The 16,090-nt window shown below is 40.5% G+C and carries 15 protein-coding genes and 1 pseudogene; 15 read left to right on the top strand and 1 reads right to left on the bottom strand.

Annotated features, from left to right (window positions below; translation table 11 throughout):
• The first annotated feature begins 119 nt into the window (after nt 1-119).
• From BW935_RS14075 to BW935_RS14060, 4 genes are all read left to right on the top strand, one after another.
• Entirely contained in the window at nt 120-1,430 is a 1,311-nt protein-coding gene (locus BW935_RS14075) for an O-acetylhomoserine aminocarboxypropyltransferase/cysteine synthase family protein (RefSeq protein WP_076502428.1), read from the top strand.
• 33 nt (nt 1,431-1,463) lie between these two features.
• Entirely contained in the window at nt 1,464-2,519 is a 1,056-nt protein-coding gene (locus BW935_RS14070; protein WP_076502427.1) for a homoserine O-acetyltransferase family protein, read from the top strand.
• Complete coding sequence (locus BW935_RS14065) at nt 2,512-3,735, top strand: homoserine dehydrogenase (RefSeq protein ID WP_076502426.1); 1,224 nt, start codon at nt 2,512-2,514, stop codon at nt 3,733-3,735. The genes BW935_RS14070 and BW935_RS14065 overlap by 8 nt, the downstream gene beginning before the upstream one ends.
• A 271-nt stretch (nt 3,736-4,006) precedes the next feature.
• Nucleotides 4,007-4,399 (top strand): VOC family protein, encoded by a 393-nt coding sequence (locus BW935_RS14060; protein ID WP_076502425.1) that lies wholly within the window; start codon nt 4,007-4,009, stop codon nt 4,397-4,399.
• 29 nt (nt 4,400-4,428) lie between these two features.
• Here the strand turns inward: BW935_RS14060 and BW935_RS14055 are convergent, their stop codons facing one another.
• Nucleotides 4,429-4,866 carry a DUF2147 domain-containing protein gene (locus BW935_RS14055; protein WP_076502424.1) on the bottom strand — a complete coding sequence of 146 codons (438 nt, stop codon included), beginning with the start codon at nt 4,864-4,866 and terminating at the stop codon, nt 4,429-4,431.
• 128 nt (nt 4,867-4,994) lie between these two features.
• Here BW935_RS14055 and pdeM point away from each other — a divergent pair, with 128 nt between their 5' ends.
• The 11 genes and pseudogenes from pdeM (at nt 4,995) to BW935_RS14000 (ending at nt 15,919) form a co-directional block, all read left to right on the top strand.
• Entirely contained in the window at nt 4,995-5,654 is a 660-nt protein-coding gene (pdeM, locus tag BW935_RS14050; RefSeq protein WP_076502423.1) for a ligase-associated DNA damage response endonuclease PdeM, read from the top strand.
• A gap of 108 nt (nt 5,655-5,762) precedes the next feature.
• A pseudogene (locus tag BW935_RS14045) lies at nt 5,763-6,652 on the top strand (cell division protein FtsX).
• 4 nt (nt 6,653-6,656) lie between these two features.
• Nucleotides 6,657-6,863, top strand: coding sequence for a DUF3098 domain-containing protein (locus BW935_RS14040; protein ID WP_076502422.1), 207 nt, complete (start codon nt 6,657-6,659; stop codon nt 6,861-6,863).
• 6 nt (nt 6,864-6,869) lie between these two features.
• Nucleotides 6,870-7,664: an undecaprenyl-diphosphate phosphatase gene (locus BW935_RS14035; RefSeq protein WP_076502421.1), complete on the top strand. Its 795-nt coding sequence runs from the start codon at nt 6,870-6,872 to the stop codon at nt 7,662-7,664.
• Between the two features lies 1 nt (nt 7,665).
• Nucleotides 7,666-8,352, top strand: a complete 687-nt coding sequence (gene truB, locus BW935_RS14030) for a tRNA pseudouridine(55) synthase TruB (RefSeq protein ID WP_076502420.1) — start codon at nt 7,666-7,668, stop codon at nt 8,350-8,352.
• Nucleotides 8,339-9,271: a bifunctional riboflavin kinase/FAD synthetase gene (locus tag BW935_RS14025; protein ID WP_076502419.1), complete on the top strand. Its 933-nt coding sequence runs from the start codon at nt 8,339-8,341 to the stop codon at nt 9,269-9,271. The genes truB and BW935_RS14025 overlap by 14 nt, the downstream gene beginning before the upstream one ends.
• A 10-nt stretch (nt 9,272-9,281) precedes the next feature.
• Entirely contained in the window at nt 9,282-9,977 is a 696-nt protein-coding gene (locus tag BW935_RS14020; RefSeq protein WP_076502418.1) for a CoA transferase subunit A, read from the top strand.
• A 199-nt stretch (nt 9,978-10,176) separates the two neighbouring features.
• Entirely contained in the window at nt 10,177-10,839 is a 663-nt protein-coding gene (locus BW935_RS14015; protein WP_076502417.1) for a CoA transferase subunit B, read from the top strand.
• A 57-nt stretch (nt 10,840-10,896) separates the two neighbouring features.
• Nucleotides 10,897-11,241, top strand: coding sequence for a gliding motility protein GldC (gldC, locus tag BW935_RS14010; RefSeq protein WP_076502416.1), 345 nt, complete (start codon nt 10,897-10,899; stop codon nt 11,239-11,241).
• Nucleotides 11,242-11,550: 309 nt separating this feature from the next.
• On the top strand, nt 11,551-14,442 hold the full coding sequence (locus BW935_RS14005) for a TonB-dependent receptor (RefSeq protein WP_076502415.1): 2,892 nt from the start codon (nt 11,551-11,553) through the stop codon (nt 14,440-14,442).
• A gap of 13 nt (nt 14,443-14,455) precedes the next feature.
• Nucleotides 14,456-15,919, top strand: a complete 1,464-nt coding sequence (locus BW935_RS14000; protein ID WP_076502414.1) for a hypothetical protein — start codon at nt 14,456-14,458, stop codon at nt 15,917-15,919.
• Nucleotides 15,920-16,090: the final 171 nt, after the last annotated feature.

The raw sequence follows: 16,090 nt of genomic DNA, 5'->3' as shown, positions 1-16,090 counted from the left end.
GATGCGCTGTCCCATGTGTAGGTAATTTTTTACCCTACTCTATTTCCTGTTATTTCCTTCAGAAATTTTGCAAAAAGGATTCCCAAATTCAATTTACAATCCTATAAAACCTATCAATTATGTCTACTAATTATCGTTTTGAAACACTGCAACTTCACGCAGGACAAAGTCCAGATACTGCCACCAATTCCAGGGCGGTACCCATCTATCAGACTACTTCTTATGTGTTCAATTCAGCTGAGCATGGAGCCAATCTTTTTGCCCTAAAGGAATTTGGAAATATCTACACCAGGATCATGAATCCGACCACAGATGTGTTTGAGCAGCGTGTAGCGGCACTTGAAGGTGGTGTAGCTGCGGTGGCCACTGGTTCGGGGCAAGCAGCTCAATTTTTGGCGCTGAATAACATTTTGCAAGCTGGCGAAAACTTTGTTTCAACTTCTTATCTCTATGGCGGCTCTTATAATCAATTCAAAGTTGCCTTCAAAAGAATCGGTATTGAAGCGAGGTTTGCAAAGGGAAATAACCCCGAAGATTTCGAAAAATTGATTGACGACAAAACCAAGGCGCTCTATCTGGAGACGATTGGCAATCCTGAGTTTAATATCCCTGATTTTGAGGCTATCGCTGCGATTGCTAAGAAGTATGATATTCCGCTCGTGGTGGATAATACTTTCGGAGCTGGTGGCTACTTAGCCAATCCAATCAAGCACGGAGCCAATGTGGTTACTGCATCGGCCACCAAGTGGATTGGCGGACATGGTACTTCAGTCGGAGGTATCATAGTAGACGGAGGCAATTTTAATTGGGGCAATGGTAAATTCCCTCAATTTACAGAGCCTTCTGAAGGATATCATGGTTTGAAATTCTGGGAGGTTTTTGGTGAAAATAACCCACTGGGTCTTCCTAATATCGCTTTTGCTATTCGCGCTAGGGTTGAAGGTTTGCGTGATTTTGGGCCAGCCCTGAGTCCTTTCAACTCTTTTCTATTACTCCAAGGATTGGAGACGCTTTCTTTGAGAGTGCAAAGGACAGTAGACAATGCGCTAACAATAGCGGAGTGGCTTGAAGCACATCCTCAAGTAAAGAAAGTCAATTATCCTGGATTGAAATCCTCTCCCTACCATGAATTAGGGAAAAAATACTTGAAAAATGGGTTTGGCGGAGTATTGAGTTTCGAAATAAACGGAGACAAAGAAAGTACTTCAGAATTTATCAATAAGCTTCAGTTAATTTCCCATCTGGCCAATGTGGGGGATGCTAAGACTTTGATTATTCAACCTTCGGCAACTACACATCAGCAGCTCAGTGATGAAGAGCAAGCTGCTGCAGGTGTGACACCTACATTGTTGAGATTGTCGCTAGGGATTGAACATATTGAGGATATCAAAGAAGACCTTCAACAGGCTTTTGATCAAATCAAGTCATAATTAGTAAAGTAATTCAAGTCTATACACCCCTCAATGAATCTAGCAAGTCCATACTTGATTATTGATATGAAGCAAGAGACCTTTACATATGAAGGTGATTTTCAACTGGAATCTGGAGAGGTACTCCCTGGATTTCAGCTGTCTTATACTACTCAAGGCCATCTGACTGCAGCCAAAGATAATGTTGTCTGGGCAATCCATGCTTTGACTGGTGATGCCCAAGTGCAAGACTGGTGGTCTGGTTTGGTAGGAGAGGATAAATTCTATGACCCTACCCGACATTTTATCGTCTGTGCAAATTTACTTGGATCTTGCTATGGGTCTACTCAGTCCCTTTCTGAAAACCCACTTTCAGGGAAGCCTTATTACTATGATTTCCCTAATTTGACTAGCCGTGATATGGCTGCTGCTTTGGATTTGCTCAGAATTCATTTAGGTATAGCATCTATCAATACATTGATCGGGGGTTCTCTTGGTGGTCAAGTAGGGTTGGAATGGGCTTACCTGCTTCAAGAAAAAGTGAAAAACACCATTATTCTAGCCTCCAACGCCAAAGCTACACCATGGATCATTGGCTTCAACGAAACACAAAGAATGGCTATCTCAGCAGATCAAACTTGGGGAGAACGGCACGAAGACGCCGGGAAGAAGGGCCTGGAGGCAGCTAGAGCGATAGCGATGTTGACCTATAGACATCCTGAAAACCTCGCAGAAAAGCAAGCAGATCTAGGTGAAAGCCTAGATGACTATAGAGCGAGCTCTTACCTAAGATACCAAGGACAGAAATTAGCCAATCGTTTCAATGCCTTTTCTTATTGGACGCTAAGCAAAGCGATGGATAGTCATGATTTGGGAAGGAAAAGAGGAGGAGTCGCAGTGGCACTATCTCAAATACCTTCTAGGGTATTAGCCATTGGTGTAGACAAGGATTTACTCTTTCTCAAAGAAGAATCACAATATATTGCCAATCATGTCCCTAGAGGGACCTATCGTGAAATTCAATCGGCTTATGGGCATGATGCCTTTTTGATTGAATATGGACAGTTAAACTACATTCTCACCTCATTTTACCTAGAAAACAATGACTAAACGAATCGGACTCTTTGGCTTTGGCGTAGTGGGCCAAGGCTACTATCAAATCGCCAAAAAACAAAAAGAACAATGGATTCCTGATACCATTGTGGTGAAAAATAAATTCAAAAGGAGACCTTCTGACATCAAGTTCTCTTACAATCCTCAAGAGGTTTTTGATAAAAATCCTGACTATGTTTTGGAACTTATTTCCAATACTGAAGAGGCTTATCAGTATGTGACAGAAGCGCTCAAGAGAGGAATCACTGTCATCTCTGCTAATAAAAAATTGCTTTCTGCCCACTTGCCTGAATTGATTCAGCTCCAAAGAGTTTTTGGTGGCAAACTTCTTTACGAAGCCGCCGCCGCCGCTGGCATTCCTGTGATCACCAATTTGGAGACGCATTTTGAAGAGGATAATATCGTAGCATTGGAAGGGGTACTCAATGGTTCTTCAAATTACATCTTATCTAGGATTTTTAATAATGGACTTTCATTTTCTGATGCGCTGAGGTTGGCTCAACAGAAGGGTTTCGCTGAAGATGATCCGAAGTTTGACATCAATGGTAGTGATGTAGCTAGCAAATTAAATATCCTATGTTTGCATGCTTTTGGGAAGTTTATAGGGGAAGCGCATATCCCTACTTTTGGTATCCAACACCTAGGAGAGGAAGAGATTGCTTTAGCCAAAAGTCTTGGTTTGAAGATCAAACTGATCGCAAAGGCTGAGAAGGATTATCGAGGAATTTCTGCATTCATTATCCCAACCTTAGTGGCAGAGTACAATCCTTTTCATGGAGTGGAAAATGAATACAATGCTGTAAAAATCACCTCTGAGCATCTTCAAGAGCAGTTTTATCAAGGTAAAGGCGCTGGTAGTCTACCTACAGGGGCAGCCGTATATGGAGATTTGATCAAAGCAAAAAATGGATTTGGGTATAATTACTCCAAGGTAAATTTTGATAAACCTTTGGAAGAGAAACTGCTGAATTTGGGTGTTAGGGTGCTGATCAAAAGTAAATCTGAGAGTCAGATTGAGTCTGTGTTATTTTCTCCAGAGCTAAATCAGCACATTGATGGCTATCACTTTGCTGTGGGAAAAGTCAAACCTAAAAACTTCAACAGACTCAATGAAAGTGGAGAGGTATCCATCATCGCTTTGCCAGATGATCTCAGCGCTGACCAAATTTCGGAAGGCTTAAATTGTGCTCAAAATGCTGAAGAAATGGTTTGAAAAATTTAAAAGCATGTATATCCGCAATTATACAACTAACCAATTTAAATAAGGGTCTATATAAATCCGATACTAATAGATATTGGATCCGCCTCGGCGGACAAGTTATTCATTGATATTGACTATAAACCACAGGTTTGTTCCATTATGTAGGTTCTACTTGTAAGTAAGCGGATAATCATGTTTAAAAGTCTGTAAATATTCTAGAATCCTGACCCAATTTATTTTGGGTCAGGATTTTTTTTGAGTATTGAGTTTTTTAAATTGTAAGATGAATTATATTCAAATAAAGGAAACCTGCTTATATATTTCAGACTTGGACATCGCCGAAGATTTTTACTTTGGAATTTTGGAAATGTCAGTCATTTCAAAAGTGACTGATAGACATATATTTTTCAGGTGTGGAAGTTCAATACTTTTGTGTTTTCTTCCTGAGGTTACTAAAAACGAATCTACTTTGCCTCCCCATTTTGCTGAGGGCAAGCAACACATTGCCTTTGAAGTCAGTCAAGAAGATTACGAGGAGTCTAAGAAAAAGCTACAAGTTAAAGGTGTACAAATCACCCATGAGCAATCTTGGTCAACAGGGCAAAAAAGTATTTATTTTGAGGATCCTTTCGGCCATGTACTAGAATTGGTACCAGTGGGGATCTGGGAACCTTGAAATAGGAAAGGAATAAATTTTTCTTTTGCTTATTTCACTTTAGTCCATTCTACAGTTCTTCCCACTAGCGAAATACCGATATATCCTCTTACTTCTAGCGTTTTATCATTTTTCTTTTTGAGGGTGCAAGAATAAGTTTTTCCATTGGTAGGATCGTAGATGGTGCCGTTTTCCCATGTGCCATCTTTAAACTCAAAACCTTCCAAAAGCTCCATTCCTAATATTTTCCTGTCTCGCTTCGATTTATCAGAATTGTTTGCATCAAGGATAGGTTTACCGTTTTCAGTGGGTTGCTCCAGCCAGGTGATCTTGCCATTGTATTTTCCATTTTCCTTATAGATTTCTACTTTGGCATCTTTCTCTGTGGTATACCATTCACCTACGATGGCATCTGCATCTTGCGCTATACTTGTATAAGAAGCGAAGAAAAACAAAGAAAAGGTAAGGAGTTGAGTAAGAGATTTCATGAAACAATTATTTTGTGGTTCTTCTAACTTACAAGTACAATACGAATTCTTTAAGGAATGTTTGCGATTGTAAGAAATCATTTTACAAATTTGTGCCTGTTGTTGAATTTGGAATGTAAAGTCAGAGCATGCAGGATAATACATTGAAGGTGGTTATGGAAGAGTTTGGTGAGTTTCATTTTTTACCTCAGAAGGCTTTGTTTTTGCCTAAGTATAAAGCCTTGCTGATTGCTGATCCACATTTTGGTAAGGCTGGACATTTTAGGAAGGCAGGTATTCCCATTTCTGAATTGCTCCATGATGAAGACCTAGATAGAATAGCGAAGATGATTGCAAATACACAAACCAAAAGCGTTTACTTTCTAGGGGATTTATTTCACTCAGATTTGAATGAGTCTTGGTGGGGCATAGAGGCTTTTATTGATCAGTTTTCTGAGACCAATTTTCATTTGATCAAAGGCAATCATGATATTTTACCTCCTGCTTGTTACCAATCAGGGAAATGGGAGATTCATGAGGAACCACTGACTCTAGGAGGTTATCTTCTTTCCCACGAGCCACTCGAGGATTTCTCAAAAGATAAAATTAATATTTGCGGGCATATTCATCCTGGCATCTCACTTCGAGGTAAGGGAAGGCAGAAAGTCACCTTGCCTTGTTTTTTCTATTCTGAAAGAAGATTGATCATGCCTGCATTTGGGAGGTTTACAGGATTGGTAGCCATGCCCTGTACCAAATCTGATCAAGTTTACGTTATTGCAGAGGAAAAGGTAATTCGGGTCAATTAAATCAAGATTGATTGGTATTATACCATAAGCTGATTAATTTTGACCAATTCTCTTTTAGCAGTTGTCATTGCCATAGAGAATTTATAAGAAAAATGCTTCAAGAGCTATATGAAAGGCAAATCAAGGAAGAAAACCAAAGTAGGTAAATTCAAATTCATTTCTGTACTATTCAGTACGACCTTGTCTCTTTTTATTGTAGGCTTGTTTGGAGTGATTTTTATCCAAGCCAAGACACTCACCAAGATCATCCGAGAAAACATTGAGATTCAAGTTTTTTTGAATAAAAATATCTCTGATGCACGAAATCCGAAATCGGAAAGCAATTAGCAACAAAACCTTATGTGATGAAAAGAGAAGAAGGTACTTCTTTGCTTTTTATTTCTCAGGAGGAAGCTGCGGCCAGTTTTCTTGAAGATACAGGGGAGGATTTTACCAAGTTTTTGGATGATAATCCACTGCGTGACAGCTACACGCTGGCAATAGCTGAAGAGTATCAGACTTCAGAAGAAATTCAAGAGATCGTCACCGCTATCAGAGACATGGATGGAGTTTTTGAAGTGACTTACATGTCTGACTTGGTAGAGTCTATCAATGAAAACTTGCTGAAAGTCAGTTTGGTCATGGGAGGTTTTATAGCTATCCTGATCATTACTGTGATCATGTTGATCAATAATACCATTAGACTGGCACTTTTCTCTCAAAGGTTCTTGATCAGAAGTATGCAGCTTGTGGGTGCAACAAGAGGTTTTATTCGAAAGCCTTTTCTAAGCAGGGCATTCTTCTTTGGTGCACTTTCTGGCATTTTGGCTTCAGCGATTCTCTATGGTATCATTGAGTATACCAAAGCCAATATTGATGGTTTTGCCATGTTACAGAATTATGAGCTGCTCTATTATTTGTTTGGAGGATTAGTTTTGGCAGGCGCCATGCTTTCAGTATTCAGTACTTTGAGAGCCGTAAATAAATATTTAAACATGTCTTTAGACGAACTTTATTAATCATATGAGCAATCAACCTTTTCCATTTTCTAAGAAGAATTATACCTTGATGTTGATCGGTATAGCAGTCATTGTCATTGGGTTTACGATCATTGGGCTTGATCCGGAGCCACATGGATTTGGATTTATGGGCTTGACTTTAGGACCTATCATTGTCTTGGCTGGTTTTGTTTTTGAGTTCTACGCCATTTTCCATAAGGCCGAAAAATAATTTGTAATGGATATTATAGATGCGATTATCCTTGGAATCATCCAAGGTTTGACGGAGTTTTTGCCTGTTTCGTCTAGTGGACACCTTGAGCTAGGAGCTGCATTGCTTGGGGATTCAAAGCTACCTGAGGAGAGCATGATGTTCTCCGTGATTCTTCATTTTGCAACAGCACTAGCTACTATTTTGGTGTTCAGAAAAGACATTGCTGAGATTTTTAGAGGGCTTTTTCAGTTCAAATGGAATGAAGAAACCCAATTTTCATTGAAGATCGTGTTGTCCATGATTCCAGCAGCTATTGTTGGTGTTTTTTTCAATGACCAACTCGAACAATTCTTTGGAGGAAAGATCGTCTTTGTAGGGAGTATGCTATTGCTCACGGCGGTTTTGCTCTACTTGGCAGACAAGGCAAAGCATACAGATAAGCCAGTGAACTATGGAAATGCCATATTGGTGGGAATAGCTCAAGCTATCGCCATACTTCCAGGAATTTCTAGATCAGGCGCTACGATATCGACTTCAGTATTACTTGGGATTGATAAATCAAAGGCAGCTCGATTTTCATTCTTGATGGTAGTTCCTTTGATATTGGGTAAGATTGCAAAGGATATTTTGGATGGGGCTTTGGCTTACAATTCGGATAGTTTTGGATACCTGTCGGCAGGTTTTATTGCTGCATTTATTGCTGGATATTTTGCATGTACTTGGATGATTGCATTGGTGAGGAAAAGCAAGTTGACTTATTTTTCTATTTATTGTGCCATAGTTGGATTGATTGCTATTGGAGCTGGATTGTTGAGATAAGATGCAGGAAAAAGAACCATACGGAGAAGTGTTTCTGATCAATAAACCATTGGAATGGACTTCCTTTGATGTGGTCAAAAAGGTGAGAAATGTCTTGAAAATCAAAAAAGTTGGTCATGCGGGTACTTTAGACCCCTTGGCAACTGGCTTGTTGATAGTCTGTGCTGGGAAAAAAACCAAAAGCATAGAGACCTATATGGGTCAGGAAAAAGAATATATCGGGACATTTGTACTTGGAAAGACCACAGAGAGCTTTGATAGAGAGAAAGAAGTGATCGCTGTAGCGGATCCATCGCATCTCACATTAGATCAAGTGAAAGCCGCCGCTGTACAATTGACAGGGGATATCATGCAGGTGCCCCCCATGCACTCTGCGATCAAAGTAGATGGAAAACGTGTCTATGAATCCGCTCGAAAAGGAATAGAAGTGAAAATGGAGGCGAGACCAGTGCAAGTTTCGGAGTTTGAAATTACCAGATTTGAATTACCAGAAATAGACTTTAGAATCGTCTGCTCGAAAGGAACTTACATCAGAAGCCTTGCTAGAGATATGGGTGAGATTTTAGAAGTTGGGGCATATATGTCCGCTTTGACACGAACAAGGATCGGTGACTTTATGTTAGAAGATGCAGAAGAATTGCCCAAATTAATAGAAAGTATAAAATCACGTCCGAATGAGGATTTATGAAGGAATTGAGGATTTTGGACCAGTAAGAAACCCAGTGGTGACCAGTGGAACCTTTGATGGGGTACACTTGGGACACCAAAAGATCCTAAAACGAATCAGAAACATAGCAGATGAAATAGGAGGGGAGACCGTTCTGATTACCTTTTGGCCGCACCCCAGGTTGGTACTCTATCCCAAAGAGCACAATTTGCTCTTGCTTTCTACTTTTGAGGAAAAAGCCAAATTTCTACGCGAATCAGGAATCGATCATTTAGTCACGATTCCTTTTACGAAGGAGTTTTCTCAATTGAGTTCTGAAGAATTTATCCAAAAAATCATCATCAATAAGATCCAAACCCGTAAATTAGTCATAGGCTATGATCACAGGTTTGGAAAGAATAGAGAAGGTGGATTCGATTATCTTAAGACACACATAGATCAATATCCATTTGAACTAGAGGAAATTTCAAGACAGGATGTAGACGATGTGGGGGTTTCCAGTACCAAAATCAGAGCAGCGCTCCAGGATGGGAGAATTGAGATTGCCAACGAGTATCTTGGCAGAGCTTACGAAATCAATGGAATCATCATCAAGGGGCAGCAGGTAGGTAGATCCATCGGCTTTCCGACCGCCAACGTGCATGTGCCCAATGATTACAAATTGATTCCTCACGATGGTGCCTACGCTGTGCAAGTCAATGTGGAGGGGGAGTTTTACAATGGTATGCTCAATATCGGTAACCGCCCCACTGTAAATGGTCATAGCAGAACAATCGAAGTAAATCTGTTTGATTTTGAAGGAGACTTGTATGATAAGCGTGTTTGTGTCAAACTCAAAGCTTATTTAAGACCTGAGACTAAGTTCGAGAGCCTCGAGGGTCTTAGAGCACAATTGAAGGTGGATAAAGACAATGCATTGAAAATATTAACCCAGATATAACCCAATAATCATGATCAATAAAACTGTAGCCAATGCCGAAGAAGCCGTGAAAGATGTTTTTTCCAATGCCGTCCTGATGTTTGGAGGTTTTGGACTTTCTGGAATTCCTGAAAACAGTATCAAAGCACTATTAAAAAAAGATCTGAAAGGTTTGACTTGCATATCAAATAATGCTGGAGTAGATGATTTCGGAATTGGACTGATGCTCCAAAAAAGGATGGTCAAAAAGATGATTTCCAGTTATGTAGGCGAAAATGCGGAATTCGAGCGACAACTCCTAAGTGGAGAGCTCGAAGTGGAGTTGATTCCTCAGGGCACACTTGCAGAGCGAGTGAGAGCAGGTGGAGCAGGGATACCGGCGTTTTTTACCCCTGCTGGGGTAGGGACAGAGGTGGCAGAGGGAAAGGAAATTCGCGAATTTGATGGGAAGCTTTACCTTCTTGAGCGCTGGCTCAAAGCAGACTTTGCTTTTGTAAAAGCTTGGAAAGGTGACACTGCTGGGAATTTGATTTTCAAAGGTACTGCGAGAAACTTCAATCCAATGATGGCTGCCGCAGGTAAAATTACCATCGCAGAAGTAGAGGAACTGTTGCCTGCCGGAGAATTGAATCCAAATGAAATCCATACTCCTGGCATCTATGTGCAGCGGATTTTCCAAGGAAAGGATTACGAAAAGAGAATTGAGCAAAGGACGGTAAGGAAATAAAGTGGAAATATGCCTTCGGCGAAATAATGTAGAAATATGCCTTCGGTGAAATATAGTTGAAATAGACTTCGTGAAATAAGATGGAAATATTTCTATTGTATTTCTATCATATTTCAACTTTATATCAATTGTATTTCTACTGTATTTCGATTTTATATCTTTTAAAAATTAGAATCAAACCCAAATAAATCATAAAGCCATGCTAAATAAAGATCAGATAGCCCAGCGAATAGCCAAAGAGGTCAAAAATGGTCAATATATCAATCTTGGAATAGGGATACCTACATTGGTGGCCAATTATATTCCTGATAATTTGGAGGTGGTGTTGCAATCAGAAAATGGACTTTTAGGCATAGGGCCTTTTCCTACGGAAGACAAAGTAGATCCAGATCTGATCAATGCAGGTAAGCAGACCATCACCATGACCAAAGGGTCGGCGCTTTTTAGTTCGGCAGAATCTTTCGCAATGATCAGAGGAGGTCATGTGCAATTGACAATTTTGGGAGCAATGGAAGTGTCCGAGAATGGTGATATTGCCAATTGGAAGATTCCAGGTAAAATGGTCAAAGGCATGGGAGGAGCAATGGATCTGGTGGCCTCGGCGGATAATATCATCGTTGCCATGCAGCATTGCAGCAAGGATGGCCAGTCTAAACTACTGAAAGAGTGTAGTCTCCCGATTACAGGAATCAGGTGTGTTAAAAAAATCGTTACAGATCTAGCTGTTTTAGATGTTTTGCCTGAAGGAGGGTTCAAGTTATTGGAAAGAGCTCCTGGAGTGAGTGTGGAGGAGATTCAATCCAAAACAGAAGGTAAATTGGTAGTAGAGGGAGAAATTCCAGAAATGACCTTCGAAGTTTAGTATCATCTCGGAACTATGGGGCTTCTTTTGTAGTTTTGTGGCATTAAATAACAAGCAATGAAAAGTTCAGAAATAAAATTCACGGTCAACCTTGACGATAAAAACCTTCCAAAATCCATACAGTGGGATGCTTCAGATAAAGAAGGAGAGGGAGCAGAAGCGACAAAAAGTATCAGTTTGAATGTTTGGGATAATTTGAATCACAGTACGCTGAGAATCGACCTTTGGACAGAGGATATGTCGGTAGCTGAGATGAAGCGTTTCTACATCGATATCGTTGGTGGTATGGCACAGACTATCCTGAATGCAACTGGAGATGAATACATGTCCGAAGAGATGAAAGAACTCTGCGATAGACTAGTCAAACATGTCAATGAAGAGAATAAAAAAGCCAGCCAATAAGCATTAAATACCTGATGAAAGTCAGGTATTTTTTTTTAGATAAATAATGTTTAAAAAACTGTTTTAGAAGAGCGTTAATTAAAAATAGCCTAGAAAGCGTTACATTTTTTTAATATAAAACTAAAGATCAGTCAGGTTTTTATCTGATTTTCAACAGGTTCCTAGAAAGTGTTAGGAGTTTCTGATTTTTATTTTTAATTTTTATTTGAATTTGTAAAGGATTATTGGGAAAAAAATCTAATTTTCCCAATAATTATCACCTATTATCCCTAATCAACAAAGTATTAACAACTAACCCAAGATTAACTTATGCAAAATTTTACTAGAAAGATTTGGCAGGTAGTTTTATCACTACTTGTCATAGTTTCCTTAAGCACATCTTCGGTTTATGCACAGACAACTACCATCAGCGGTACAGTCACTGAAGCAGGAACCAAGGAGACACTCGTAGGGGTGAATATTGTGGTGAAAGGAAGAGTAATCGGTACTGTGACCGATTTGAGAGGGAATTTCAACCTGAGGGTAAGTCAGGCTCCACCGCTGACATTGGTTTTTTCTATGGTGGGCTTCACTTCGCAAGAGATTGAGATCACGGAAGCAAATGTGTCCAACTTACAAGTCGCGATGCAAGAGCAATTTATGCTTGGGCAAGAAGTGGTCGTATCTGCTTCGAGAGTAGAAGAGAGTATTCTGCAGTCTCCGGTATCAATCGAGAAGATGGATATCTTGGCGATCAGAGATACTCCTGCTGATAACTACTACAAGGGTATTGCCAACCTCAAAGGAGTCGATGTAACTTCTTCTTCCATCAATTTCCAAATTATCAATGCTAGAGGATTTAACTCTACTGGTAATACCAGATTTGTGCAATTGACAGACGGGATGGATACTCAAGCACCAGCCTTGAACTTTCCTATTGGTAACCTCAATGGCCCATCGGAATTGGATGTGGAATCAGTTGAATTTATCCCTGGTGCATCTTCTGCGCTATATGGACCAAATGCCTTTAATGGTATTTTGCTAGTGAATAGCAAGAGTCCTTTTGAGTATCAAGGTCTCAGCGCTTTCTATAAGCAAGGAGTCAACCATATCAATGGCCAACCAGGGGAGCCTAGCAACCCTCAGCCAATGTATGAAGGGTCGATTCGTTATGCAAAAGCATTCAACAACAAGTTTGCCTTCAAAGTCAACGCTTCATATATGCAAGCACTTGATTGGCATGGAACCGATCAAACAGATCTAGGATTTAGAAACCAAGGTGACCTTCCTTTCAATCCAGGGGCAAATAGGGTGCACGTCTTTGGCGACGAAGTGTCAAATAATGTTGGCCTATTGAGAAATTCTGCTGGTTTTCAACAATTGGCTCAGCAGAATGGTCTTGGAGATTTTCTTCCATTTTTACCAGATCAAGTTGTGTCTAGGACTGGGTATGAAGAGAGGTTTTTGGTGGACTACAATGCAAAAAACTTGAAATTAAATGGTGCATTGCATTATAGAATCAATGATAGATCAGAGTTGTCTTATACGATGAACTATGGAGCAGGGACTTCAGTCTACACTGGCGCACAAAGATACTCATTAGCTAACTTCTCCATCATTCAGCATAAATTGGAACTGAAGGGAGCTAATTATTTCCTAAGAGCTTATACTACAATTGAAAATTCTGGTGATTCCTACATAGCAGACCTTACTGGTGTAGCTATCAATGATCGTTGGAAAAATAATACTCAATGGTTTGGGGAATATGGATTAAACTATCTAGGAGCACTGGCTGCTGGAGGTTTTAACCCAAATTCTGGAGGAATGCCATCAACCCAGCTCATGGCAGGCGCTCACCAATTTGCTAGAGGAGCTGCCGATACAGGAAGATTCTTGCCTGGCACTCCAGAATTTGAAGCTGCAAAAGCTGCTGTAAGAGGGGATGTGATACCAAATGGATCGCTATTCAATGATCAATCTCGCATGAATATGCTTGAAGGTCAGTATGACTTCAGCAATGATATTGACTTTATGGACTTACAAGTTGGCGGTTCTTACAGAGTATATGACTTGAGATCCAATGGAACCATCTTCGCTGATGTGGAGGGTAATGATATCACTATCCAAGAAATTGGAGCTTTTGCACAAGGCTCCAAGAGATTTATCCAAGATAAATTGAAGTTGACTGGATCCTTGAGATATGATAAAAATGAAAACTTCCAAGGTCAGTTTAGCCCGAGGATTTCTGGTGTATTCACAGAGGGTAATAGCAATATCAGATTGTCTTATCAAACTGGTTTTAGAAACCCAACCACGCAAGGTCAACACATTGATTTGAATGTGGTGTCAGCGAGATTGATTGGTGGGTTGCCTTTTTACAGAGATAAATATGATATTTTCACCAATGCTTATTCTTTGGCTTCTGTAAATGATTATGTAGCTGCTGTAGGTGGGGGATTATCTCCTGTTGATCCAAGAGCAACGGGTTTGCTAGAGCAAGTAACTTCCCTTCCAGAGCTCAGACCTGAGCGCGTTCAGTCCTTCGAGATTGGATACAAGAGCTTGTTGGCAAGCAACAGGTTGTTGATAGATTTTGCTTATTACTACAATATCTACAATGATTTCATTACTCAGACAGCTGTGAGAAGAGCACCAGGGCCAGTATTCCCAGGAGCAATGCCAAATACAGATCAAGGAGCAATCAATGCGATCAATGCGCCTACTTTGTTGACGCCGATCACAATTCCTGGTCAGGAGAATACTTTCCAGACTTACACCAATATCGTAGATCAAGAAGTTAGAGCACACGGAACTGCTCTAGGTTTGACTTACAACCTTCCTAAGAACTTCACTTTGGGTGGTAATTATAACTTCAATAGGTTGATTTCTGATATAGGGGAAGATTTCTTGAATGATTTCAACACACCAGAGCATAAGACCAATATTACTTTTGGTAATAGAAAGGTGACAGAAAAATTAGGCTTTGGAGTGACTTACAGGTATCAAAGTGCTTTCAGATGGGAATCAACTTTTGCACAAGGAGATGTGCCAGAAATTCACACTTTCGATGCACAGGTAAGCTACAGATTGAAGGACTTGAAGTCAATTGTAAAACTGGGCGGATCAAACCTTTTCAACAACCGTTACTTCCAGAATTTTGGAGGTCCGACTATTGGAGCGATCTACTACATCTCCATCACATTTGATGAATTGTTGAACTAAAAAATCGGCTAAAATGAAATATATCAATAAATTATTACTCTTACTGGTACTGGGTGCATTCGCAGCTTGTACCTATGAATTTCCTGAGCCGCAGATTGATGAGCCAACCTCCGGTTCGGCTGATTTGACCAAGATAGTTTCCGTAGGTAATTCTCTTACAGCTGGATTTATGGACGGCGCACTCTATAATAGGGCGCAACAGAATTCCTTTGCAGTGATTCTTGCGGAACAAGCAAGAGCGGTGGGAGGAGGAGACTTCAATGTGCCAAATATCAATTCAGTAAATGGCTTCTTTCAAATGGGACCTCAGGGTCCACTAGGAAGGCTTGTACTGACAGTGAACCCACAAACTGGAGCTACTGGTCCAGCCCCTATAGGTGCGGGAGATTTGCCTAGTGATTTCACTGGCAATAAAGCTGCTTTGAATAACTTCGGCGTGCCTGGAATTACTTTGCTAACTGCATTGATCCCTCAGACAGGAGGGCCTGCTTCACCAGCCAATCCAGCTTATAATAGACTCTACGAGAGGTTTGCATCTAATCCTGGTACTTCCACGATCATCGGTGATGCGGCAGCAGCCTTGGCTAATGGTGGGACTTTCTTTACTTTCTGGTTGGGAAACAATGATGTGCTAGGATATGCAACTGGTGGGGCTTCCAACCCTGCTATATTGACCTCAAATTCAGATTTTCAACAGCGGTTAGCAGCAGCTTTGGGAGCTATGCTCGCAGCGAATCCTAATGCAAAAGGAGCAGTAGCGAATATCCCGAGTTTGGCTGTATTGCCATATTTCACATTGGTTCCTTGGAATGCATTGCCCCTGAGCCAGGCACAAGCTGACCAAGCCAATCAAGGTTATGCTGCTTATAATGGTGGATTGGCCATGGCAAGAGCTGGTAATTTAATCACAGCAGAGGAAGAACAGAGAAGAAGAATTCAATTCCAAGCTGGTCAAAATGGCTTTGTGATGGAGGATGAGTTTCTGACTGATTTATCAGCGCTTGGACTTCCTTCTATCAGACAAAGTAAGTCTACTGATAGAGCTACATTGCCTTTGTCTGCAGCACTTGGTCAGCCAGTTGGCGGAAACCCTGCTTTGATTAGAGGGATTAGCTTCCCCGTAGAAGATCAATTTGTCTTGACACCTGAGGAGCAACTTGAAATCAGAGATAAAATCACCGCTTTCAACGGATTCATCAATGCTGCTGTACAAGCGAATAGTGATCGATTGGTATTGGTAGATGTAAACAATCTGTTAGACAGAGTCTTTCAAGGTCAAGTTTCTTCAGGTGGTGTTGGACTGACTGCTTCTATTATTCCACCGAATGGTGGGTTTTCTCTAGATGGTGTACACCCTAATGCAAGGGCACATGCTTTTGTAGCTAACCTCTTCATCGATCAAATCAATCAAAAATGGGGAGCAAATATTCCAAGAGCAAACCCTAATGAATATATAGGAAATGATCTTCCTAGATAATTCTTATCCAAATTATCAATCAATTAAAAAACCACCCAAATCGGGTGGTTTTTTGCTTTTCTCTCTTTGTTAAATCTTTTCCTGTTTTGTGCGATGGGACACCCACTCTAAATTTTCATGATAATAGAGATAAGTTCCTGTTGTTGCTCTGTGGGTTTTAGTGGTATAGTT

Origin of the sequence: Belliella pelovolcani, assembly GCF_900156785.1 — a bacterium.
Lineage (GTDB): Bacteria > Bacteroidota > Bacteroidia > Cytophagales > Cyclobacteriaceae > Belliella > Belliella pelovolcani.
The sequence above is the reverse complement of the archived record's forward strand: the minus strand, read 5'-3'. Positions and strand labels throughout refer to the sequence as shown.